A 24,954-nucleotide genomic window follows, 5' to 3' on the forward strand; every position below is an offset into this window, starting at 1 on the left:
CACAAAAGAAAGGGCGCTGGGTACGCCCAGGATAAAGAAAAACCAAGGAAACAGATCTGTTTATTAAGATGAAGAAAGGTATCGGGGCAGTCCAACAGTAACCACCCCACCCGCTGCAAAAAATTCACGACGAACAGCTGTAGTGCGACAGTCCGCCAAGCTCACTGAATTGAGACGGTTTCAGCCGGTAGTATTTATCCTCCACCTCTTTTGATTGCTCAGCGTAGGGCTGGGTCATCACCTTCTGTAGCTCCCGCACTAGTGCGTAATTGCCAACACTTGCCAGCTGATAGGCGGGCACCACGAACCATTCGCGCCAGCTGTATTTTGGATTGACGCCTTTCATCTGCACAGAGATCTCCTCACGGGAGAGGGGCTGGCTGTCGATCAGCGCATTCCATTGTGCCAACCACGCTGACCAGCGTTGGTCCATCCCTTGCGGGTCTGCCTGATAGGCCGCGCTGTTGTAGAAGCTTTTTTGGAGTGGTGCGATATCGTCAGGCAGATGCGAGAGTTCACGAAAGAGGATGGTGTAATCCACGGAAGTTGCCATCATCAGAGCGGCAAGCTCTCTGAACAGCGCCATATCGAATCTGTCCAGTCCTAGTTTGGTCGCCCACATCTGTCTCATTTTCGTTTGCATCACGGCATCAAAACCGCTGCGAATCTCGTCGAGCTGCTGCAAAGCATTGTCATTAGACATCAGCAACGGCCGCAAGGCGGTCCAGAACATGTGGAAGTTACGTTCGGCTGCCGCGGGCTGATTGAGAAATGAGAAGTGCTGTCCGCCGCCGGTCCAGGGTTGACATTGTGGGTCGAACAGCTCGCAGAATCCGAAGGGGCCGTAGTCAAGGGTGAAGCCACCAGCAGCGCAGTTATCACTGTTGAAGTTGCCCTGGCAGTAACCGACACGGATCCAGTTCGCCACCAGCGAGGTCAGGCGGTCGCGAAACTCATTCGCCAACAGCACCACTTTCTCGGCAAGACTCAGTGTCGTGTCGATGACCTCAGCGTACTCACGTTCAATCAGGTGCAACACGATCATCTCCAGCTCCTGCAGCGCTTGCGGGTGTTCCTGCTTGCGGGCACGACGAGCGAACAGCTCCAGTTGGCCGACCCGCAGGAACGACGGTGCGACGCGGGTTGAGATGGCAACTGGCTCCGATACCATGGTGTCAGGATCCAACGAGTGCGAACCCTCTGTGTACCAGGGCCGCCGGATCTGCTCAATTTTAGACACATACAGACTCAGCGAGCGGGAGGTTGGCACGCCAAGGGCATGCATATGTTCCTGTGCCAGAAACTCCCGCACACTGGAACGCAGCACGGCACGACCATCCGCACCACGACAGTAAGGCGTCCGGCCGCCACCTTTGAGCTGCATCTCCCAGCGCTTGCCGTTGATGACCGCCTCAAGTACGGACACTGCACGACCATCACCGTAGCCATTACCGGTCTGGAACGGACACTGCTGATAGTATTCAGTGCCATAGATAGACAGTGCATAACCACAGGCCCAGCCAGCCCTGCGCAGAGGCGCAGGCACCTGAGAGAGATCACCGGAGAACATCCGCATAAAGTCGTCCGACTGTGCCAGAGTGTCAGCAAAACCCAGTTCACTAAAGAGTGCTTTACTGTGAGTGATGTACTCCGGATCGGCGATTGGCGTGGGTTTTACCGGGACATAGTGACCCGAGAACACCTGCCGCGGCTGATGATCATTCCCGTTTGCTGTCGCCTTAGGGTCGGCGTTGAGCCTGTCCATGAGCGAGTAGTTTGACAACGCGGCGAGATCTTCGAGGGTCTCAACGGTTGCCGAATTTTCCTGGGAGAATCGATTTTTCATAGAGACACCTTCATTTAACGTGGACAGAACCGCTGCTTCCCCACTATTTGCTACATCATGGCATTCTGGTAATAAGGGGGAGCAGGTCTTTTTAGCCGTCCAGGCGAGTGATAAATTTCTTAAACTTTTCTACTTCCCCTTCCCGCTCAGCCCACTGTTCAATCTCTTCAAGGCTATATTTCCCAACCTGATCGTTGGCAACCCACACTGCCTGATCGAGAGCCTGCCTGTCACTCCAATGGAAATAAGCAGCCAGACGATCTTTTATACAGTCTTCCGGCGTTATTAATGTGAAGGTTCACAGTGGAGTAACCAACGTTGACCATTTTCGGACAGGCTCATCACCCACTGACAAGGGTCCCGGCGGAAACTCAACAACAAAAGGGGAATCCGGGTGTTCGTAGTATCGTCCAATCGGTGTAAATCCAATTTCTAACATGGCACCTTTGAGCTTTTTGCTGGGAGTATAGGAACGGTCAACGAAATCCAGATCGTCAGATTGATAGAAATTATCTGAGTAGATTGATACGCAGGTTCCACCCACCAGAGTCACATCAATCCCCTTTAGCGCCAGATGTGAAGCAATCAACCCTGCCAGATCTCTGGCGCTAATACCTTTATGGATTACAGCCAGATCAGCCATTAGCACCGGTTCTCGTCAATGGCTTTTCAGGTTTGCGGGGACGACGACGGTTATTCATCAACGCATTCTGGACATCTTCCGGATAGAATTCCAGTATCCGGTTTATCAATGCCTTCAGTTCGTTAATATATACGCACCTTGGATTTAGTGCATAGACTCGGGATCTACCGACAAACCGGCTGTAAAGTACCCCTGCGGTTTCCAGCTTCTCTGTTTGCTTCTGAATAGGCGTAAGGGGTGCATCAAAGAATGTAGCGATCTCTCGAGGATAGCCTTGGCCACGTGCGATCACATAAACGAGCACCCGTTCTTTGTTAATATTGCCTAAAATACCTTCCAGCATCGCCTCACTCGCTTAGATTACCGACTTGAAGCCAAAGACCTATTAAGCCTTGTGCACTTACATCAGGTCAAATGAACTAATTATAGGTTCATATAAACCTATAAGTAAATCATATAGAGCAAATCATAAAGACTAAAGGAATCGTTAACTTTATACGTGAAGAACCATTCCCCGTGAAAAATAGTCTGACTCAGTAAACATGTCCTGATTTACACTACAAAACGCAATAGACTATACGCCCCAACCTGAGAATGAGATCAATCAATTCACCGCTTCCCTCCGTTTCCTGCTAGAATGCTGCCCCCTCAGCACAATGACACAACTTCAGGAGTCACCCATGTCTAAATGTTTCTATAAAGGTACTCCCGATATTATGGGTAACTACGGTAAGAGTGGTTACAACACCAAGGCGAAAGTGAAACCGGGTAGCGAAAGCAGCCCATTATTGCTGAGCGTCCCCTCGGAAGAGCGCAAGCAGGAGGTTGCAGCCCTTGTTGCAGAGCACGATCTGGTGGCAACGATTGTTGTCGATGCTGAGGCAGAAGAGAACATCGTAGAGCTGACAGCGCTGTTAGCTACACCTAAAACAGTGCAGATCGAAAAAACACCGGAACGTAACGCCCCCTGCTCATGTGGCAGCGGCAAAAAATACAAAAAGTGCTGTGGTTAAACCCTTAGCAGCCTTTTAGGAGCAAGCCCTTTTTGACGATCTGGGCTCACAGCCGGTCAAAAAAAACCGGCGCGGTCTGATAGAGCAGACCACGCCGGTTTATTCACAAGCCAGTTGAAGAGCCGTTATTGACAGCTTTCAGCCAGTTCCTTGGCACGTGCATAGACCGCCCTTGCAGGTAATCCTTTCGCTTCCAGTTCGGCCAGATAGTCTTCAGACGCTTTATCCAACACCGGTTTCCAGGCCGGATTTTCACTGCCCCCGACAACCGTATAGATCTCATGTCCCAGCGCTACCGCCTGGGCACGCCCTTTAATATCTGCATCATCAAACACACCGGCGGCGATCTGAGACCAGGTTTCACCGGAGTTCTCATCAATGACCTTTTGCAAATCGGCGGGCATACTGTTGTACACATCCTTGTTCATAGTGACCAGAAACGACAGGGTGTACAAACCACCTACCTCTGTGTGTTTCGGTGTCAGCTCATTCATACGAAAGGTCAGTTGTCCCTCCCATGGCAATGCAACGCCGTCAATAACGCCCCGCTGAACCGATTGAAACGCCTGCGGCGCAGGCATTCCTACAGGCTGCGCGCCCAATCCTTCCAACAGTTTTGCCACCACCGCAGTAGGCCGACGAATTCTCAGCCCGTCAAAGTCAGCGGGTTCTTTAATCATTTTTTCAGTGGTGTGGATATGGCCAGGGCCATGGGTGAAGAGAAACAGGGGCCGGGTATCGCTATACTCATCACTGATCAGTTTTTCATCGTAAAGGTGCTGAAGAATACAGGAGCCCTGAGCCGCACTTTTGGTAATACCCGGCAGTTCAACCACCTGAGTCAGCGGGAAACGGTTGGCTGTGTAGCCCTGTACGGTGAGTGACACATCGGCGATGCGACTGGTCACCGCATCATAGAGCGCCGGAGGTTTAGCTAACGTTGAAGAGGGATACACCTCTACCGCAATACGGCCGTTGGAGTCGGCGGTCACCTTGTCTGCCCAGGCCTGAGCAACGTTTTTGTGGATCCCCGCCACTGGCGGAAAGAAATGCGCCAGACGCAAGGTGTAATCAGCCGCCTGAGCGGTTTGAACCATCGCCCCTGCTGTTAAAGCCAGAACGCTGCCTAGAATTAATTTTTTCATTGCATAGATTCCATTTAGATTATTTTTGTTCTGTTTTATTAGAATTTAACGCCAGACCCGCTGACCGCGCCCCGTTCTTTAATGGGTAAAGCCTGGTAACAGGCGCTAAAAAAACGATCCTGAGGATCAGAGAGGTGGGGATAACCCCGATGAGAATTTTCACCATAGAGCTGCATCGTCAATCTGCCGTTCTTATTATTAGAATGATCACTTTAAACCACAGACAATATAAGGAATAATCAGTTTTTAACCCAAGACACAAAGAATACGTATATATGAACCCTAACCTGTTGAAGCAATTAGCGATCGTCGTTAAGCAGGGATCTCTCACCAGCGCCTGCGAACAGCTGCACGTCACTCAGCCCACCCTCACCCGCAGCATCCAGCAACTGGAGATGAAGGTGGGTGCACCGCTGTTAAAGCGCACCCGTTATGGCGTTATTCCCACGGAGATCGGAGCGCGGCTATCGCAGATTGGTGAACGGATTCTGGCAGAAACGGTCAGGGGTGAAGAGGTTATCCGTCAATTTCACAGCGGTTATAAAAGCGAGTTTGTTGTCGGCATTGATCCCCTCTGGGAGTTTGCCACGGTGAATCGCATGACCGATTACTTTCTGCAGGAAAAACGCTATGCGTTTCATTTCCGCACCGGTTCTGCCGCGGCACAGATCTCCCTGTTACAGGAGGGCGAACTGGATTTTCTGCTGGCACCGGCACATTTATCAGTGTCGCAGAAGTCACTGGAGCGGCAGATTCTGTTCCGCGACCGGTCTGGCATTTTTGCCGGTAAAAAATCTAAACTGATCGGATCAAAAGAGCCCGTCACTAAAGAGGATATCGCCCGGCAAAAGTGGTTTATCGCCGGTGCCAGTGCCGGGTTTCTTGGCAGCCAGGCGGAAGTGACCGGTGCCAATGCCGCCCAGATCGCCTTTACCGGCAGCATCCGCTCGGTGATCCATCTGCTGAACACCACCGATATGCTGGTCTGGCTGCCTGCCCGGTTAGCATTAATGACTCAAGAGATCGCGCCAGAGCAGATGCTCAGGATAGACGGTGTCAACTCATCCCGTCGCGATATCGCCCTGTGGTCATCGCTGGAACATAATGAACGTCCCGAGGTACTTAAAGTTCAGGCGCTAATCAGCGATTTTGTTACGCAACTGGATCAGAACAGCCCAACTTTTGGCCTTGAATTATGAAACTGGCCTGTGATTTTTCCAGCTTATTTTAAACATTGCGGTTGTCATGAGCAGCCTTAAAAGTGCCGCTCTGAATGCAGAGATTTGAAGCGCCGAAGCAACACAGGTTGCAGCACCGCCGGGGTGGCGGTGATTGCGTGGACAATCAGCCTGTTCCCCTGGAGACGGAGAAAGTCTGCGACCAGAAAGCTGGAAAGTTCTTCATCTCACCCCTCCATACCCCAAGATGGGTATTGAACATCAAGCCAATAGATTAGACGATCCAGAGCTTAATTAAAAAACAGGTGACCTATGCGCTGGACCTCTTTAATACGTAAAATCTCCCTGCCTGTTGCGTTCTTGCTGGGACTGACCGTAATCATCCAGCTGATCATCTCCACCCTGCTAATCAACTCGACCACCGAGCAGCTGCGCAACACCATTGAACCCGAATTAAGTCGGGCGGCGCAGGATAAAATGGAGACCGTTGCCAGCGCAGAACAGCTGCGCATTGAGAAATTGTTTGCTTCCAACGCTTTAGCCGCGGCAGGTTATGCCCGCGACATCGCTTTCCTCCGCGATCAGTTTCGCTCACTGTATATATCATCGGATGATGTGCGTCATATCATCAATCAGTACATTGCAGGCGCACTGCAAAACAACCCCGAGGTGCTGGGTATCTATGCGGTGTTTCTGCCTAAAGCACTGGATGGAGCTGACGATGAGCATAAAGGGGAAGATGATCTGGCGTCCAATGACGCCGGACGTTTCGCTGTGTACTGGGCACATAATGCCAAAGGGGAAGCCATTCAGGTGATCCTCACAGAACAGATGATCAGTGACACAACCCCCAGCAGCAGTGGGCAACCATACAATAGCTGGTACAGCTGTCCGATTGAACGCAAAGGCCCCTGCATTATCGACCCCTATACCGATGAAGTGGACGGCAAAAAAACGCTGATGACCTCAGTCGCAGTGCCAATCTACTTTGCAGACCGCCTGGTCGGTGTGATCGGAATCGACCTGCCAATGTCGCAGATGCAGGCCTCGGCGGAAGCCTTTGGCCGTAAACTGGCGGACGGTCAGGGCCGGGTGATGCTGATCTCCGCATCCAATACCCTGGTAGCAGACAGTCAGAACAAAGGCACTGCCGGAGAAAAAGTTACCGACCTGCTACCACCAGATGTTCAGCTCAACCAGCCAGTGACACAACAGAACGATGAACGTTACACCCTGATCCGTCACCTAAACCTGAATAAACTGGCCACCTGGAAACTCTATATTGACGTCCCCGCCAGCCATGTTTTACAACGGGTCGATAGTGTTATCTCCGTGCTCCAACAGGGACAAAGCAAACAGACCACCGGGGTTATCATTGCCGGCCTGCTGATTGTCCTGTTTGGCTCACTGATCGTCATCTGGCTGGCCATCCGTATTACCAGACCGCTGCGTCAGGTAACCAACGCATTGGAGCAGATCTCCAGCGGCGAAGGCGATCTGACTCAACGCATCGCCGTGCAGTCGCAGGATGAAGTCGGTGTATTGTCCGGCCACTTTAACCTGTTTGTTGCCCAGCTGGCGGAGATGATACAGAGCATGGCCTACTCCATTAAGGAGGCACTGGCCAAATCGGAACAAGCGACAAAACTTGCATTCAAAACCAATCACGACGTCGAGCAACAGCAGCAACAGATCGTCATGGTTGCTACTGCGTCTGAAGAGATGTCTCAGTCCTCAGTGGATGTGGCAAAAAATGCGGCCCACGCAGCCGACGCTTCTCACCGGGCAGAGCTGGCCTCACTCTCCGGACGACAGTCGATCCAGACCACCACCCGCAATATTGAAGCGCTGGCGCAACAGATGCAGGTCTCGATGACGCAGGTTGAGGGACTGGCTGCCGACAGTGAAAATATCGCGGAAGTGTTGCTGGTGATCCGTTCGGTGGCGGAGCAGACCAATCTGCTGGCACTCAACGCCGCCATTGAAGCCGCCAGAGCCGGTGATCAGGGCCGTGGATTTGCGGTAGTTGCCGATGAGGTCCGGGCGCTGGCAGCACGCACAGCGATGTCGGTCAGCGAAATTGAAACGGTGATTAATAACCTGCAAAAAGCCACCAGCTCGGTGGTCAGCAGCATTCAGGAAAGCTCCTCTTTAGCCAAAGACTCCGCCGTGCAGGTGCTCGATGCCAGTAATATGTTTGATACCATCGGCAGTGCGGTGGAAGAGATTAACCACCGTTCGACTCAGATTGCTACCGCAGCCGAGGAGCAAAGCATGGTAGCTGGTGATATCAGTCAGACCCTGCAGACTATCCGCACAGTTGCCGATGAAGTCACCGGCCTGGCAAAAGATTCAGCCCGCCTCAGCGATGAGATCACCTCGATGGGCAGAGCACAGAACGACCTGATCAGCCGGTTTAAGTTTTAAACGGAACAACAACCGGTTTATCAAACTACCCGCTGAATTTAGCTATTACTGACAGGGCGTGGCTGCTAAAGTGCGAAGCTTCAATCAAGGAGGTAACGATGGAGCTGGACCTAACGCTCGTAGTACTGTTTGTGCTGACCGGCCTTGGTGCGGGCATTATTGATGCGATCGCCGGTGGTGGCGGAATGATTACTCTGCCAGTGCTGCTGGCGTCCGGTATGAGCCCGGTGGAAGCGCTGGCGACCAATAAGCTGCAGGGCAGTTTTGGCACCTTTGCCGCCTCTGTCTACTTTATCCGGAAAAAGCTGATCGACCTGACACAGATGAAGCTGATGATCCTCTGCACCTTCCTCGGAGCAGTGTCGGGCACGGTGATTGTGCAGCGATTAGACACCCACCTGCTGGCATCGATTATGCCGCTCCTGCTGGTGATCATTGCGCTGTACTTTATGTTTTCCAAACGGATTGGCGACCTGGATCGCGACCGCAAAATCAGCCACGCTCTGTTTGCCTTCCTGTTTACCAGCGCAATCGGTTTTTATGATGGTTTTTTCGGGCCGGGCACTGGCACCTTTTTTGCCCTCGCCTTTGTATCACTGCTCGGTTTTAGCATGGCACGGGCCACCGCCCATACTAAAATTCTCAACTTTACCTCCAATCTGGCTGCGCTGATTTTCTTTGCTCTGGGAGGCAATATACTCTGGCTGGCAGGGTTTATTATGGCAGCCGGGCAGCTGATTGGTGGCCAGATAGGCGCACAAATGGTGGTTAATCAGGGAACCCGTCTGATCCGGCCACTGGTGGTCGTGGTGACGCTGATTATGTCGGCCAAACTGCTGTTCGACCAGTATCAGAACAGCAGTGATTCGCTGATCGCCCTGCTCTTGAGTGTGCTGAGCTAGGCCGCCCCCACAGATATAAAAAAAGGGCTCATTAAGAGCCCCAAAACATACCTCAACAGGTAAAGCTGGCTGTTATCAGTCAGCCTGCAGATAACGCTGATGAAACCGCAACTGCTCTTCAATAAAACTGGCAATGAAATAGTAGCTGTGATCATAGCCTTCATGCTGTTCAAGCTGCAGCGGATAACCCGATTCTGCGGCTGCCGCTACCAGTTTTTCCGGCTGCAACTGTTCAGCCAGAAAATCATCCGCCAGCCCCTGATCGACACGGGTTGGCAGCGCGACCGGGTTGTTACGCAACAACACCGTCGTATCATATTGCTGCCAGCAGCTCTCATCCGTCCCCAGATAGGCGGTAAACGCTTTGCGTCCCCAGGGACAGTTGACCGGATTACTGATCGGGCTAAAGGCGGAAACCGAAGTATAACGCCCGGGATTACGCAGGCTGATCATCAATGCACCATGCCCACCCATTGAGTGACCGGCAATGGCACGCTTCTGTGACACGGGAAAGGTCGTTTCGATCAGCGTTGGCAGCTCCTCGACAACGTAATCATACATCCGGTAATGCTCGCTCCAGGGGGCTTCTGTCGCATTGACGTAGAAACCTGCACCTTGCCCGAGATCATAACCTTCATCGTTGGCGACACCATCGCCACGGGGGCTGGTATCCGGTGCCACAATGGCGATACCCAGTTCAGCGGCGATGCGGTGTGCGCCCGCCTTCTGCATAAAGTTTTCATCACTGCAGGTCAGCCCGGAGAGCCAGTACAGTACCGGCACCTTCTCGCCACTCTGCGCCTGCGGCGGCAGATAGATGGCAAACCGCATGCTGACACCCAATGCGGAAGAGTGGTGATTATATTGCTTATGCCAACCGCCAAAGCTCTTCGTCTGGCTTACAAGTTCAAGACTCATAGATGCTTTCCTTAAGGGCTGTCGTCCTGATGACAACAGCCGCTACGCTGACGGTTACTTATCGTAATGAATAACGCTACGGATACTCTTACCTTCATGCATCAGATCGAAGGCACTGTTGATATCTTCCAGCCCCATGGTATGGGTAATAAAGTCATTCAGCGCGAACTCACCGTTCATGTAACGTTCAACGATCTCTGGCAGCTCAGAGCGGCCTTTAACACCACCAAACGCTGAACCACGCCATACACGCCCGGTCACCAGCTGGAACGGACGGGTAGAGATCTCCTGCCCGGCACCGGCCACACCGATGATGACAGACTCACCCCAGCCTTTGTGGCAGCATTCCAGCGCAGAACGCATCACGTTAACATTACCGATACACTCAAAGGAGTAATCCACACCACCATCGGTCAGTTCAACAATCACGTCCTGAATCGGCTTGTCATAATCTTTTGGATTGATGCAGTCGGTCGCACCCAGTTTGCGCGCCAGATCAAACTTCGATTCATTGATATCGATCGCGATGATTCGGCTGGCTTTTGCCATCGTTGCACCGATAATTGCGGACAGGCCGATACCACCGATACCGAAGATCGCCACAGTGGCGCCCTCTTCCACCTTAGCGGTATTCATTACCGCGCCCATACCGGTGGTCACACCACAACCCAGCAGGCAGACCTCTTCCAGTGGCGCTTCTTTATTCACCTTCGCCAGAGAGATCTCAGGCAGGACGGTATATTCAGAGAAGGTAGAGCAACCCATGTAGTGATAGATCGGCTGACCATCTTTATAAAAACGGGTGGTGCCATCGGGCATCAGGCCCTTACCCTGGGTCTCACGAATCTTCTGACACAGGTTAGTTTTACCCGATTTACAGAATTTACACTCACCACACTCAGGGGTGTACAGCGGGATAACGTGATCACCCACAGCAACACTGGTCACGCCTTCACCGATCTGCTCGACAATACCACCGCCCTCATGGCCCAGAATCGCCGGGAAAATACCTTCAGGATCTTCACCGGACAGGGTAAACGCATCGGTATGACACACACCGGTAGCGACGATGCGCACCAGCACCTCGCCCGCCTTAGGTGGCATAACATCCACTTCTTCAATAGACAGGGGCTGATTTGGCCCCCAGGCGATAGCCGCTCTAGATTTAATCATGGTCATTTTCGTCAACTCTTTGCGGGTTAAATTTCAGGATAGAACGTAATAGTAGCAACAATTAATAACTAGCCATTGTAGTTGTTAATGGAAACAAGATAATCTAGCGTTTTATCAATATACTTTTACGAGAGAGTAACAATGAGCCGCTGGGAAGGGGTTTCCGAACTGATCGCCGTTACCGAAACCGCAAGTTTTACCGCTGCAGCTAAACAGCTGGGGGTTTCGACTGCGCAGGTCAGCCGTCAGATCAGCGCGCTGGAAAACCGTCTTGGCACCAAGCTGTTCTACCGCACCACCCGTAAGGTGACCGCAACCGAGGCGGGCGAAACCTATTATCAATATTGTCGGCAGTTGCTAAGCGGGCTGGAAGAAGCAGAACGGGCCGTGACTAACCTGCAGAATACTCCCCGGGGTAAGTTAAAAATCACCGCCCCCGCAACTTATGGGGAGCAAAAAATTGCCCCATTGATCAATGACTTTATCCGTCTCTATCCGGAACTGGAGGTGCAATGTCATCTGACCAATCAGACCGTCGATCTGGTCGCATCCGGCTACGACCTGGCCATTCGTCTGGGCAAGCTGGAAGACTCCAGCATGATCGCCCGGCAACTGATCTCACGACAGCTATATGTCTGTGCAGCGCCGGTCTATCTGGCAACCCATGGTGAACCCCATGTGCTGAACGAACTGAAACATCACAACTGTCTGCTGGGCACGCTGGACTACTGGCGCTTTCTGGAACAGGGACAGGAGCGTAATATCCGGGTCAGCGGCAATCTGCACTGCAACAGTGGTCAGGCACTCCTGGATGCTGCTCTGAAAGGAATTGGCATCGTGCAGCTGCCCGACTACTATGTCGAACCCTACATCAAAGAGGGAGAGTTGATCTCGTTATTACAAAACTACCAGCATTCAAGCGAAGGGGTCTGGGCGCTCTACCCCCAAAATCGCCACCTGTCCTCTAAAGTCCGCATGCTGGTTGATCATCTGGCTGCACATTTAACCTGAAGACAAAGGGCCCCCACAGCTGTCACACCTCCCTGTTGCTGTCGTTATCATCCGGGGATTCACTACCAGACAGCGGCAGATCAATAATCACCTGCAGACCACCTAAACGCGCCGCATGCAGCTGCATTTTGCCCCCGTAGCTATGTACCACCGAGCGGCATATTGACAGCCCCAGAGCATGATGGTCGTGCTGTTGAGGTGATTCAGTATTCTCCATCGCCGCAATCGTTTCCGGAGCGATATCCGGGCCATCATCGCTGACGATAATGGTCCATACCCCCCGACTCTCACGGATGCTCAGTAAGACTCTGGAATTGGCGTGTTCCCAGGCGTTATCAAGCAGATTTCCCACCAGTTCCAGCATATCATCCCGATCAAACGGAATGGCAAACTCTGGAATATGTTGCACCAAATCGATCTCATCGCCGCCCCGCTTCCGGTTTAATAGCTCTACCAGGTAGGGCAGTTCCTCCTGGGGATTGAACAGATCAACCGGCGCAGGCGAACCCGATATTTTCGCCCGTCGCAACTCCCCTTCAATACGCCGCTGCAGCTGAGTGTATATCTGCTTCAGACTGTCACGGTTATCTTCAACCCCGGTTGCCTCCGCCAGCAGTTTAAGATGCTGCAGCGGCAGTTTTAACTCATGAGCCAGATTACTGGTTGCAGTTCTTGAACGGCTTAACTGCTTTCTGGAATGATCCACCAGACGCTCAATCGCATCCGCCAAGGGCTGAACCTCCTGCGGAACCGCTTTCGGCAGCGTCAGTACGCCATCAATCTTTCCCCTCAGCAACGCGGTTTGCATCGGTTTAAGGCTGGCAAAACCCCAGTGTAAAATGCGTCGCTGCAGCAACATAATCAACAGGGTTAACCCAACCAGAATCGTTAGCAATGAGTATTCGTATTCATTCTGTTTAGCAATAAACGCAGTAATATCTTCAGCCACCCAGATGGTAAAATCCCGGGCCCCTTTGCTGACCCCTTGCTGCCACACCAGCCAGCGCTCGTCACCCGATCCGGTAACCTGAAACTGTAACTGTTTACCGGTAGGCAACAGGCCGACATCTGGGGCGGTATCCCAAAGGCTGCGGGAACGTATCTGCCCACCATCCCAACCCACGATAAAGTAGTGACCACTTCTGACCCGCTTAAATGCTTCGCCAAGCTGGTTATCATCAATCTGCCACCCCTGATCCGTCCACTTCAGCGCGGTGATAATATTTTCAACATCATCCCCCAGCCGGGAGCCGACATACTCATCGGTGATACGGCTCATCGTCAGGTGCAACAGCAACAGCAGAAGTACAAATGCAGGCACCATCAGTATCATCAACTCCCGTCGAATCCGATGTTCCAGCGACGAGCCTGGCGGGTTCATGACGCTAATCCTTCTGCCTTAAAACGGTTGCCCTCCCAGCCGGACTGGCTACAGCACGCAAAAAGTTGCGGCAAACTTTTGGTTTTCTCATCAAAGTCAGATACACCCATGACGATTACTCTCCTAATCGTTGCTCAACAGCTCACCGGTTACCGCATCAAAGACATATACGTTGATATGCCCGTCCCAATGAAACACCAGTACCTCATAGGTAAATACCCCATCGGTCTGTTCCAGCTCAAGATCTAATACCCGGTTACGGGCCAGCACCTGATGCCGCGCCAATAGCTGATCAAACGAGACAATCAATCCCTGTTTAACAAGCTCAACCGCATAATCAGGATCCACACTGTCCCGAGGGTCGGCAAAGACTCGACCAGAGAGCAACAAGGCAGAAATAACCACTGCTAACACGAGATAGTTCATAGCCATCTTTAACTGTTTAGTTAAAGACAGTGTAGACGGGCTATTTTAAAAGAAGCGTTAAATCAGAATAATTACGCGATAAAAGTGAGGGAATAACGAAAATGTAGGGCACTAACGGCGATTAAATTATGACTAGACAAAACTGACGGAATAGCGTTGTCTACAGCTAACAACGTCTCTTAGTCCGCGCTAGTATCAGTATTAAGTGACATATAGCCATGAGTGGTTCTGAGTAACTCAGCTAAGTCGTCCGCGACGAGCGGTTTGCTGAACAGAAACCCCTGCACCTCTTCACAGGCGTATTGCTGCAGAAAAGCCAGCTGAGCCTCGTCTTCCACACCTTCTGCAGTAACACTCAACCCCAGATTATGAGCGACCGCAATAATCGCCTGAGTTACCGAGGCATCACCCTGATCGGTGGTCACATGGGTAATAAAAGAGCGGTCCACTTTTAAACGGTCGATCGGAAAGCGCTTCAGATAACTCAGGCTTGAATAGCCCGTGCCAAAATCGTCTATTGCCAGCTGTACACCCAGCGCTTTTAGCCGATGCAGTGTTTCAACAGAGCCTTCAACATCATCCATCAGCATATTTTCAGTGATCTCAAGCTCCAGACAATTAACCGGCAATCCGGTATCCTGCAGCACCTGACTCACCAGCTTTTCCAGATTTTGCTTGGCAAACTGACGCACAGACAGGTTAACCGCAACCCTGATCTGCGGCAGCCCCTCCAGCTGCCACTGCCGTGTTTGTCGACAGGCTTCACGCATCACCCATTCGCCAATCGGTGTAATCAGCCCGGTTTCTTCAGCAATGGGAATAAACTCTACCGGTGAAATAAACCCCAACTGGTGACAGTTCCAGCGAAGCAGAGCTTCAACCCCAACGATTTTACCGCTGCACATCTCCACCTGGGGCTGATAGTTAATTGACAGTTCATTCAATTCAATGGCGTGACGCAGGTGACTTTCCAGCTCCAGACGGCGCTTCGCCACAACATTCATCGACTTAACAAACAGTTCATAGCCGTTTTTGCCCGTATGCTTTACATAATACATAGCGGCATCAACATTTTTCATCAGGCTGTCGACGTTCTCTCCATGATGGGGAAAGATGGCGATGCCGATGCTGGGGGTAATGACGACTTCATGACCCGCAAGATCGATAGAAAGCCCTATCGCTTCGAGAACCCGGCGGGCAACATTTTCAGCGTCGCGAATCTGATTAATTTCCGGCAGCAGAACGGTAAACTCATCACCGCCAAAACGGGCCACCAGCGGCACACCCCGGTCGCCCTCCCACATTTGCGCTTCAACGCCGTCGGGCAGTTCTGTCGGTTCGGTCGGGGTAGCATCGTCATCACCCCGATCATTGAAACGCACGCTGTACGTCAGGCGCTGCGCTACCTCCTGCAATAACAGGTCACCGATGCCATGACCAAAAGTATCGTTAATCCGCTTAAAATTATCCAGATCAAGAAACAGTACTGCGCCAAGACAGCCTTTGCGTTCCGCCTGATCGATGGCCAGCTGCACCCGATCACAAAATACGCTGCGGTTTGAAAGGCCTGTCAGGCTATCGAATCGTGCCAGCTTCAGAACCTGATCCTGCGCCCGCTTCAGTTCAGAGACATCCAGCATGGTGCCAGCAATAATCGTTGCACTGCCCTGGTCGTCACAAAAGACTTCGGCCTGATGCTGAACACTCTTAACACACTGGCCCGGCAGGCTGATACTGTGATTAATTCCTGACATAAAACCAGAATAATGACAGTTGAGTAGCTGTTTAAGCCAGTGGCGTACCTGCGGCCGTTCCTGCGCGGGAACACAGCGCAAGAACGTGCGCATACCGGTATGAGTCAGCCCCCGCTTACCGCCCAGCAGGTGGTAAAACTGATCCGACCAGTAGATCTCTCCGCTTTTCAGATGCCACTCCCAATTGCCCAGCCGGGCAATCCGCTGAGCATTGCCCAGCCGCGCTTCACTCTTCTGCAGCTGGCGCAGCTGCTCCGTGGTGTTACTGGCACGAATCATATAACTGAGACGATGCCCAAGCACTTTCCAGTTGAATGGTTTGGCAACGAAATCAGTGGCACCAGCGGCATAGGCTTCACGGACGGAATCGATATCATCCTGCCCGGTCGCCATCAGAATCGGTACCAATTTGCCACAGGGCATTTTGCGCAACTGCCGACAGACATCAAAGCCGTTAAGGCCGGGCATTTCCACATCCATCAGGACAATATCCGGCTGCGCCTCCTGAAACGTCTGGAGCGCCATCACGCCATTGTCGGCCAGCAAGACCTCAAAACCCTCCTGTTCAAGAGAGTGAGTCGCCAGAATGCGGGCTGTGAGATCATCGTCAACAACCAGTACCCTGAAAGAGGTCTGCTTGTTTTCACTTACGTCAGTCATGCCCACCCTCTGTCTGTCTGATCCTCGTCAACACCTGTTCAACCTTTTGATACTCTGTCTCTATCTCTTGCAACAATGCTGGCGCTTGCTGCAGCACTCCGCTTCTGCCAACCTGTTCCAGCGCTTTACACAGCTCCGCCAGTGCTGTCGCTCCCAGGTTATAGCTGCTGGATTTGAAACTATGGGCCGCAACTCTCAGCATCTCCTGATCCTGCTCTGACACTGCGACTTGCAAACGGTTCAGGTCATCAGGGGACTTCTCCAGATAGGCCGCGATAATTTTGCGCAGAAATGCGCCATCGGCATCCATCTCAATTAGTTGCGATATAACCAGCTCATCGATGACCGCTTTATCAAGGAACAACTGCCTGTCGGCGTGGCTGCCCGGGTGTTCAGCCCCAGTGGGGGTAACGCCGGTATCGACAGGTATACTCTGAGGCAACCAGTGTTTGAGAATATGCATGATCTGCGTTTTATTAAACGGTTTCGCCAGATAGTCATCCATGCCCGCCTGCAAACAACGCTGCCGGTCATCCGCCATGGCATTCGCGGTCAGCGCAATCACCGGCAAACGGGGACGTTGTTCCGCCGCTTCCCGCTTACGAATCTCGGCAGTCGCCTGATAGCCATCCATCTCCGGCATCTGGCAATCCATCAGCACCAACTGGTAGTCATTCTCACAGATCATCTTTAACGCCTGCACCCCATTGGCGGCGAGATCAACACCTATGCCTAACCCCCTGAGCGTCTGCAGTGCATACTCCTGATTAACAGGATGATCCTCAACCAGCAGAATATGCCCCTCTATCCCCCCCGACGCTACCGGTTGCTTGAATTCAGGCATTTCGGCTTCAGGCGGCTGATCGGTTTTCGCCAGTTGCAGACCAAACCAGAAGGTTGTGCCTTTGCCCGGTTCGCTGGAGAAGTCTATCGTTCCGCCCATCATCTCAATCAGCTGACGAGAGATCGCCAGCCCCAGTCCGGTACCACCGTAGTTTCGGGTTGTGGTGCTATCAGCCTGAGCAAAGGATTCAAAAATAACACTCTGATATTCAGGCGAAATACCCACTCCGGTATCAGTAACCCGTAGCTGAAAAGAGATAGATTCAGCCGTCTCTTCAAACACCACCGCACTCACTGTCACGGAGCCATCCGGGGTAAATTTAATCGCATTACCGATCAGATTGGTAAGCACCTGCCGCAACCGTACCGTATCTCCCATAATCACGGTACTCAGCTCAGGTGGCAGGTTGCTCGTCATCGTCAGGCCCTTCTTCTGTGCCTGAAGATTAAGAATTGAGACCTGAGTCTGAATCAGCTCGGCCAGATTCAGTGGCCGATAATCCAGGTGTAATTTCCCCGCTTCAATCTTGGAGAAATCGAGGATGTCATTGATGATCTCCAGCAAACCTTCACCAGAATAGCGAATCATCTGTATAAAACGGCGCTGTTCATTGGTCAGATCGGTATCCAATACCAGATCAGTCATCCCCAGGACACCATTCATCGGGGTGCGAATCTCATGGCTCATCGTTGCCAGAAACTCACTCTTCGCTTTACTGGCTTGCACCGCAATCTCTTTCTCTTTATGCACCTGCTGAATGGTGCTCCTGATCGCTTTCTCCATAAATAGAAATGACTCTGCCAGGCGGCCGATCTCATCTGGATTTTTCAGTGCCAGATTCAGTATTTTCTGGCTCTGCTCGCCGGGGCGGATGAAGTCCTGATCGGGAAGCGATTTGGCATACGATGCCAGACTGTTTAACGGTGCCGCCATGCGCAGTACAAGAATAAACGCAGCACTGATACTGGCCAGAAAGATCAGCCCGATAATCAGGCTCTGCTGAGCCACCACGGCCCGCCCTGGCGCCGCGATCTCCTCAACAGGCACCACCACCGCGGAATACCAGTCGAACGCTTTAAAGTAGCTGAAAAAGATCTGTACCTGTCGCCCCCCGGTAAAGGCACTCTGATGGCTGACAGAGTTCTCCCCTCGTTTATCGGCAGCAATAATTTGCTCCAGCACGCCAGCTTTATTCCAGTCGAGATCATCCGTTGTAATTGTTTCACTCAGGGTCTGCCTGGGGGGTTCAATCAGTATTTTCCGGTCTCCCGTGAACAAAATGGCATAGCCGGACTCGGCAACCTGAAGCTTGTTGAAAGTCAGACGCAACGCATCGACAATGCGGTTCATCTGCTTCTGGCTCTCCTCTTCAACATCTGCAAAACTGACAATAATCCCCATGGTCCAGCCCCAGTTGGTTAATGGGAGAAAATACCCCATATACCGTCCCCCTTCGGGCTCCCCAGGCTTGTGCCAGAAAAAGATACCGCTGTCGCCTTCAGGGTTTAACTGATCGAAACGCATCGACTGATGCAGCTGGCGCCCCTTTAAGTCCCGCAAACCCGCGATCGAAGTATCGGTAAGCTTTGGGTCAGTTGACCCCACGATCATCCCATCCGGGCCAAACAAAATCAGATCACCATTATTAAAGGTCACATCCGAAAGCCATTGGCGGGCAATCTCTTTCGCCGCATCCTCACTCAGCAGCCCCTTCGCCGAGACCCCTGCATAGCTATCCAGCACCGTTTGCCCCAGGCGCGTCAACTGACGCATATCGGCTTTAATCTTACTGAGAATATCTACCTTCTGACTGATCAGCTGATCATATCCGGCACGGATATTCAGGTCCGCCAATTGCAGCACATTGCGGGCAGACTTCTGCTCTGCCACCAGCATCGCCTGCCCCACATCCCGTTGGGTGAAATACATAACCCCTGCAGCAGTACACAGCAGCACTGTCACAATCAGGGCGATAATTTTAAATTTGAAACTGGACAACATACTCAGTACTCAAGGTTGCTCTATCTGCCAGTAAAGCTGGTCAGCTGCGGCTAAAAGTTCTGCATTCAGGTAAAGTCCTATCTGCTCTGCCGTTTTCAGGTTAAGGGTTATCCTGTTTGCCTCTGAAGAGCGCTTCGCTAATGACGCTGGCTCCACCCCCTTCAAAATACGTATTGCGACATCAGAAAGTACCTTGCCCTCATCCATAAACCCTTCGGATTGTGACAGACTCATCAGATACCCCTGCTTCACCTCACGCTGGCCATACTGGGAAAAAGTTGGAATACGGTGCTGGTTAGCAATCTCCACCAACAGAGGAATAGTGTCATTATTAACCCCGCCCTGTGTCGTCACGTAGATCGCATCCACCTGCTCAGCAAGGTCTCTGAAACAGCTAATCACTGAATCGTTAGCCTGTTGCTGATCCGCCACATCACTCTTGGTGAAGCAGCTAATCACTTTAAAGCCTCGCTCTTCAGCTAACCGTTCAATGATATCTATTGAAGCGTAACTTCGGCCTTCAAAACTGTCTTCATAGGCAACACCCAGGGTTTCAAAACGAATCAGGTCATGAAACAAGCTAACCTGGCGTTCATAACGCTGTGGGTCCTCAGTAACATAGACATGCTGATAAGCAGCCCCCTGATCACGTATCAGACCTAAACTGCGAGGGTCATTAACAGAGATCACCATGGTCGGAACTGAGTGACGATCAACGGCCATATCGACCCCCGCCCAACTGCCCATTGCCAACAACAGATCGACCTCATGTTTCTGCTGCAGCCGTTGCAGCGTAATCTGTCGTAGTTGCAAGCGGTAGCTTCGGTCCCAGTCTGCACTGTAAAAACCATCGGGGATAAACTCGATAAAGTCACTGCGGCTATTTACTGCCAGCCAATGCCACAACTCCCTGGCTGTTTTCAACTCTTTAGGAATGGTCTGCGGGGCAATCCACCCCTGCGCCATCAGCCCCTCAGTAGTGGCCTTCAGGTATTGGTAGTAATCATAGTATTCTCCACCCTGATAGTACGCTATCCGCCATTTATGCTGCTTATTCAGCATGGAAGGATCGTTCAATTCAGCAGCCTGAAGGGCGATCCCTGATAGCAACAGAAAAATTCCTGTCAGCCAGGCAAACAATCTATTTTTTCCTGGTATTAATTTCATAGCCAGTTTTATATCCTTAAATGGCTTTATTCTTCAGGAATTTCCCGATACACCTCATCAGCTGCGCCTAACAGCAATAACGGCGGATTAAAACCGACAATTTCGGCTGTTTTCAGGTTAACCGCCATTCTCGGCGGCTCTTCAAAAAACTGCGTTAACTGATTTGGCATGGCACCATTAAATACTTTGGCGAAAGTGGAAGCATGAAACTCACCGATATAGCGAAAGCCTGCCTGGGATAAGCTCAGCAGGAAGCCCTTTTTTACCTCGTCCGATCCGGACTGGGAAAAGGTCGGCACCCGGTATTTATTAGCGATCCTGACCAGCTGAGCAATGCTGTGACCATTCACCCCACCCTGGGCGGTCACATAAATCGCATCCACCTTAGGCGCAAGTGAACGGAAGCAATCCACCACACTGGCTTCAGCCCTGGCAATCTCGCTGATATCACTCAGAGTGTGGCAGCGAACGATATCGAAGCCCCGTTCCCTGCTCAGTTTTTCGATAACATCTAACGCCGCATAACTGCGGCCATTCTCAGTGTCCTCATAGGCGACACCCAGCTTTTTGAAATTAACGATATCCTGAAACACCCGCACCTGACGGTCATAGCGGTTAGGATCAACCGTGGCATGAACATGATCATGCCCTGAATCATTAATGCTTTTGATAATGCCAGTGGTAAGCGGATCACTGGCAGACAACACCATCGTCGGGGTATGGTGACGATCATTGGAGAGAGACTTACCTGCCCAAGTCCCCATGGCGATCATCAGATCGAGGTCCTTTTTATTGAGCCTGGTAATTATCTTTTCAGTTAACTGGCTGCGGAGAGCTTCGTTCCATTCTGCGGAGTAATGTGCATCCGGCACAAATTCAATATACTGACTACGTATACCATGCTGCAGCCATTGCCACAGTTGTGCGGTCTGCTCGCCCTGCTGTTCAGGAATTTCAGACTTTTCAATCCAGCCTAACTGCATTAATCCCTTAATCGTTTCTATGAAGATTTTCTGGTAATCGATGTACTCTCCACCCTCGAAATATCCAACTCTCCAGCGCTCACCATTATTTGTTACCGGTGCTGTTGAAAAGACGTCTTTATCCGCTGGTACACCAGCCTGCGTGGCAGGCATGATCAACAGGCAGAGCAACACCAGACCAAAATACTTGATAGATCTCATACTCTCTCCTATACAGTCACAGGAATATTATTTTCTTTTATACACCCGTTTAAAACAGAATGACATTGACCCAGATATCTTAAAACTATTTTCGCTGATAACAGGCTCCGCTGCTCTGTTGACAACTGTCTCTGCCAATTCTCATCCAGTCCGCTGTGCGGCATCACATCAGCAACCGTTTCTGCCAGCGAAGCAACATGTGCATCGTGCAGGGTGGTATTTGAGATCAACTCAAGTTCTGCTGCCGTAATGGCACCGCTCCCCAGTATCTCAAGCAGCCCGGCAGGCAACAGAGTGTCTCCCTCTGCAACCATGATCGTTTGCATACCGGATAGATAACCATCGGTCACACTTGTAGAAATGACCTCTGCAAGTTGCGCCTGATCATACCGCTGCAACACCTCAGTAACCCCCGCCTGCATCTGCGGCAGGTACGCTGCCTGATAGTAGCCCCCCAGACAGGTCACCCCCCGGGCCAGCGCAATCACCAGAAAGCAGCTGAACACCGAGGGGATTAGCTGACCCGTATTTAGCGCTACCGCTAGCGCGTCGGGATCCAGGCTATAGTGGTACTCGGTTCCATTATCATCGCAACCCGATAATATTGGCGCTCCCAGTTGATCGTTCAGCATAAGTGGAATCCGCCGAGAACGACTATCAACCCCCCAAAAACAGAAGGTCCCGCAACCGGATGTTCTCAGTTGTTCAGCTGCAGCTCTGCTCGCCCAGCGCTGTTCCAACATGGACGGACTCCAACATCCGGAAACCGAATCCAGCTGCTGATACAGTGCCACTATCAGCGGTTTGGTAAACAATACCGAGATCAGGCTGCTAGGGTTAAGTAAATCTTTCAGCAACAACCCTTCAGCTAATCGCTCCAACTCAATCGTCACCAATTCAGGCATAGTAGCAGAGGAACAAAAGAGTCGGTTCCATATCCGTTGATTTAAGATCACAGATTGGGCAGCGTAGCTATTCTGTGACAGTACATCGTCAGCCTGATACTCGCTGAGTAAAAGGTTCCGCAACGTCTCTGACAGCAGAGGATTGATCCCTGCTACCGAGATTCCATCCAGCCGTTTAGCTGCCTGTTCTAACATTGAACGGTCCAGTCCCTTAACCCGAGCCACCAGTTGCCGTCTGTACTTGTTGGTAAATAGCGGAACCCGTAGCGGCCAGCTGCCATCATCCGTATGGCAGGCATACAGCAATGCTCCGCGCGGGTAGGTCAGATTATCCAGCGGGATATTCGCACAGGAGAATACCGGAATGGTGGTAACACCCTCGATCCGTCGTTTAGCCAGGCCAAACAGTAAGCTGCCCTGCACTGACTGCGCAAAAAAGTCCACGCCATGATGATTAGTGGTCAGGGCTACCGGATGCTGAAGAAAATCAGCAGCGCTCCGTTCGGCAAGTTGTTCGCCCAACAGAGGGGCCAGATATTCATAGATGACTTCAGCCACATCGGAGCGCGGCTGATAACTCTGCTGGCTCACTTCACAGATTTGCTGAAGATATTCAGACACCGAGCAATCACCCGCCGAGGTCAACACCTTGTCAACCACCGGAACCTGTTGACGCACCGCACTAAGTAACTGCTGAACCATACTCATCGCGGCAGCGACCTCAGAACTACTCATGAGAGACAACCGTTACCTGAGAGGACACTCTCTGGCCTCTTGGTGCCCATGTTAGTAAAGCAAACAGAAGCGCGGTTATCAGATAGGCAATACCAAACAGCATAACCCCGGATTCAATATCGGCCAGGGTGATAATACTGGCAAATAGCACTGGTCCAAGCATCTGACCAACCCGACTACTGGAACGGAAGATCCCCATCGCCTTGCCCTCGCCATATTCAGTGGTAACCGGTTGTTTCAATACAAATGCACTCTGGGCGGATAGCACCAGACAGTTGGAAAGTCCCAACAACAGAATTGCCAGAGTCACGGCAATAACGCCATCAAATACGGTGAACACCATAAAGGCCAGACCTCCCAGAATACAGCCAACGATGATCGGGATGCGCTTCGTTTCACTCAGATCAGCCAGACGTCCGATGGCTGGCCCAAACAGTGCCAGAATAACGCCAAACAGCATCAGCACCTGACCAATAGATGCATCATTCACCCCTGCCCGGTTTAGGTAAACCGGACTGAAATAGTTAAGAAAGCCGACCACCGCAATTGACGCGGGCATACTACTGAATAACACCGTCGCCAAAACCTGGCGGTCACCAAGAAATCTGAGAAACGAGGTAGTACTGCGCAGTTTTGCTGCGCCCCCCGGAGGAACGTTCTGAACCAGCGGGACAACCCGGGCTGCGTTCAGCACCAGCCAACCGTAAACCATAACACTAAACACAATTACAGCTCCCAGTAAGAAAACCGGGCCATAACCAAACTGATCGGCAAGCACAGCCCCTGTCGCCGCGCCGCAGATACTGCCGGAATACAGGCCGGCAAACAGATGCGCCAGCCCCCGGGCTTTATTACGATTATCCGTATGCCGGATAACATAGCTCTGAGACGCTAGCAGGGTCAGACCATAACCAAAACCCAATACCCCCCGGGAAAGAATAAACTGCAAGGCATCCGGTGCCAGCCAGGAATACAAACAGCCCAGCCCGGTCAGAGCCAGGCCGGTATAAAACGGCGGCTTCCAACCCTGCCTGTCCAGCCATACGCCACAGAGTAAAATGGCCATGCCAACGCAGAAGAATTCGACTGATATAGGTAATCCGATCAGCAGATCGGGGCTAAACCCATTAAAACTCCGGGGTAACGCCTCCATATGCAATGGAATAAATGCCATCGACAGGTCGATACCAAACAGAAAAAGAAAAATCGCTGGCCGCATCTGCTTGTAGCGCTCGGAGTCCGATCGCTGATATTGGCAACGCCCCTGCTGCAACACGGCCAACTCCAGCGACACCAGAAACGCAATTAACAGTACAGTGGCAAGATCAAACAGTTTCAGCTGTATGTTGCCGAACCAGAGATGCTGCAAACTGAGTAATACCAGTGAGAGGCTACTCAGCCCCATCATCAACCGGCTGAGTCCTTTCCCCCCGAAAGCGTCCATATTGCGGCGGTAGATCAACACGATCACTAAGAGCAACGACGCAGCCAACGCCGCAAAGACTCCCCAGCGGGCAATCTCAGTTAATGATATATCGAAGCCTCCACGCTGATATGCCGCAAATAGCAGTAACACCGCCAGCATCTGGACACCCAACAGCTGGAGGCAACCGGCTAACAGCAGTCGGAGCGATCCGGCTC

The 24,954-nt window shown here is 51.8% G+C and carries 19 protein-coding genes; 5 read left to right on the top strand and 14 right to left on the bottom strand.

The features are described 5' to 3' along the window. Window positions 1–124: 124 nt before the first annotated feature. From ACQY8X_RS00855 to ACQY8X_RS00865, 3 genes are all read right to left on the bottom strand, one after another. On the bottom strand, window positions 125–1,846 hold the full coding sequence (locus ACQY8X_RS00855; RefSeq protein WP_428033244.1) for a protein adenylyltransferase SelO: 1,722 nt from the start codon (window positions 1,844–1,846) through the stop codon (window positions 125–127). A gap of 298 nt (window positions 1,847–2,144) precedes the next feature. After that, window positions 2,145–2,489, bottom strand: a complete 345-nt coding sequence (locus tag ACQY8X_RS00860; protein ID WP_428033245.1) for a hypothetical protein — start codon at window positions 2,487–2,489, stop codon at window positions 2,145–2,147. Further along, on the bottom strand, window positions 2,482–2,832 hold the full coding sequence (locus tag ACQY8X_RS00865) for a winged helix-turn-helix domain-containing protein (protein WP_299200464.1): 351 nt from the start codon (window positions 2,830–2,832) through the stop codon (window positions 2,482–2,484). The genes ACQY8X_RS00860 and ACQY8X_RS00865 overlap by 8 nt, the downstream gene beginning before the upstream one ends. Before the next feature lie 337 nt (window positions 2,833–3,169). On the opposite strand from ACQY8X_RS00865, the gene ACQY8X_RS00870 reads away from it, so the two are divergent. Beyond that, on the top strand, window positions 3,170–3,502 hold the full coding sequence (locus ACQY8X_RS00870) for a PBPRA1643 family SWIM/SEC-C metal-binding motif protein (protein WP_428033246.1): 333 nt from the start codon (window positions 3,170–3,172) through the stop codon (window positions 3,500–3,502). A 125-nt stretch (window positions 3,503–3,627) separates the two neighbouring features. Here the strand turns inward: ACQY8X_RS00870 and ACQY8X_RS00875 are convergent, their stop codons facing one another. Beyond that, the gene (locus ACQY8X_RS00875) at window positions 3,628–4,647 is read right to left on the bottom strand and encodes a TRAP transporter substrate-binding protein (protein WP_428033247.1); all 1,020 of its coding nucleotides are present in this window, start codon (window positions 4,645–4,647) and stop codon (window positions 3,628–3,630) included. A gap of 275 nt (window positions 4,648–4,922) precedes the next feature. On the opposite strand from ACQY8X_RS00875, the gene ACQY8X_RS00880 reads away from it, so the two are divergent. From ACQY8X_RS00880 to ACQY8X_RS00890, 3 genes are all read left to right on the top strand, one after another. Next, a complete protein-coding gene (locus ACQY8X_RS00880; RefSeq protein WP_428033248.1) occupies window positions 4,923–5,846 on the top strand; it encodes a LysR family transcriptional regulator in 924 nt (307 codons plus the stop codon). A gap of 291 nt (window positions 5,847–6,137) precedes the next feature. After that, complete coding sequence (locus ACQY8X_RS00885; protein ID WP_428033249.1) at window positions 6,138–8,252, top strand: methyl-accepting chemotaxis protein; 2,115 nt, start codon at window positions 6,138–6,140, stop codon at window positions 8,250–8,252. 98 nt (window positions 8,253–8,350) lie between these two features. Beyond that, window positions 8,351–9,154: a TSUP family transporter gene (locus ACQY8X_RS00890; RefSeq protein ID WP_428033250.1), complete on the top strand. Its 804-nt coding sequence runs from the start codon at window positions 8,351–8,353 to the stop codon at window positions 9,152–9,154. Between the two features lie 75 nt (window positions 9,155–9,229). Here ACQY8X_RS00890 and fghA read toward each other — a convergent pair whose 3' ends face one another. After that, entirely contained in the window at window positions 9,230–10,072 is an 843-nt protein-coding gene (gene fghA / locus ACQY8X_RS00895; RefSeq protein WP_428033251.1) for an S-formylglutathione hydrolase, read from the bottom strand. A gap of 54 nt (window positions 10,073–10,126) precedes the next feature. Beyond that, the gene (locus ACQY8X_RS00900; protein ID WP_428033252.1) at window positions 10,127–11,251 is read right to left on the bottom strand and encodes an S-(hydroxymethyl)glutathione dehydrogenase/class III alcohol dehydrogenase; all 1,125 of its coding nucleotides are present in this window, start codon (window positions 11,249–11,251) and stop codon (window positions 10,127–10,129) included. A 135-nt stretch (window positions 11,252–11,386) separates the two neighbouring features. On the opposite strand from ACQY8X_RS00900, the gene ACQY8X_RS00905 reads away from it, so the two are divergent. Further along, complete coding sequence (locus ACQY8X_RS00905; protein ID WP_428033253.1) at window positions 11,387–12,256, top strand: LysR substrate-binding domain-containing protein; 870 nt, start codon at window positions 11,387–11,389, stop codon at window positions 12,254–12,256. A gap of 22 nt (window positions 12,257–12,278) precedes the next feature. Here the strand turns inward: ACQY8X_RS00905 and ACQY8X_RS00910 are convergent, their stop codons facing one another. The 8 genes from ACQY8X_RS00910 to ACQY8X_RS00945 form a co-directional block, all read right to left on the bottom strand. Further along, a complete protein-coding gene (locus ACQY8X_RS00910) occupies window positions 12,279–13,637 on the bottom strand; it encodes a sensor histidine kinase (RefSeq protein ID WP_428033254.1) in 1,359 nt (452 codons plus the stop codon). Between the two features lie 123 nt (window positions 13,638–13,760). After that, on the bottom strand, window positions 13,761–14,063 hold the full coding sequence (locus tag ACQY8X_RS00915) for a PepSY domain-containing protein (protein ID WP_428033255.1): 303 nt from the start codon (window positions 14,061–14,063) through the stop codon (window positions 13,761–13,763). Window positions 14,064–14,242: 179 nt separating this feature from the next. Continuing rightward, complete coding sequence (locus ACQY8X_RS00920) at window positions 14,243–16,477, bottom strand: two-component system response regulator (RefSeq protein ID WP_428033256.1); 2,235 nt, start codon at window positions 16,475–16,477, stop codon at window positions 14,243–14,245. Then, a complete protein-coding gene (locus ACQY8X_RS00925) occupies window positions 16,470–19,322 on the bottom strand; it encodes an ATP-binding protein (RefSeq protein WP_428033257.1) in 2,853 nt (950 codons plus the stop codon). Before ACQY8X_RS00925 ends, ACQY8X_RS00920 begins: the two co-directional genes overlap by 8 nt. 9 nt (window positions 19,323–19,331) lie before the next feature. Next, window positions 19,332–20,399 carry an ABC transporter substrate-binding protein gene (locus ACQY8X_RS00930; protein WP_428033258.1) on the bottom strand — a complete coding sequence of 356 codons (1,068 nt, stop codon included), beginning with the start codon at window positions 20,397–20,399 and terminating at the stop codon, window positions 19,332–19,334. A 116-nt stretch (window positions 20,400–20,515) separates the two neighbouring features. After that, the gene (locus ACQY8X_RS00935; protein WP_428033259.1) at window positions 20,516–21,673 is read right to left on the bottom strand and encodes an ABC transporter substrate-binding protein; all 1,158 of its coding nucleotides are present in this window, start codon (window positions 21,671–21,673) and stop codon (window positions 20,516–20,518) included. 8 nt (window positions 21,674–21,681) lie between these two features. Continuing rightward, complete coding sequence (locus ACQY8X_RS00940; RefSeq protein ID WP_428033260.1) at window positions 21,682–23,313, bottom strand: hypothetical protein; 1,632 nt, start codon at window positions 23,311–23,313, stop codon at window positions 21,682–21,684. Further along, window positions 23,306–24,898 carry an MFS transporter gene (locus ACQY8X_RS00945; protein WP_428033261.1) on the bottom strand — a complete coding sequence of 531 codons (1,593 nt, stop codon included), beginning with the start codon at window positions 24,896–24,898 and terminating at the stop codon, window positions 23,306–23,308. Before ACQY8X_RS00945 ends, ACQY8X_RS00940 begins: the two co-directional genes overlap by 8 nt. Between the last annotated feature and the right edge of the window lie 56 nt (window positions 24,899–24,954).

Source organism: Amphritea sp., assembly GCF_050300915.1.
Lineage (GTDB): Bacteria > Pseudomonadota > Gammaproteobacteria > Pseudomonadales > Balneatricaceae > Amphritea.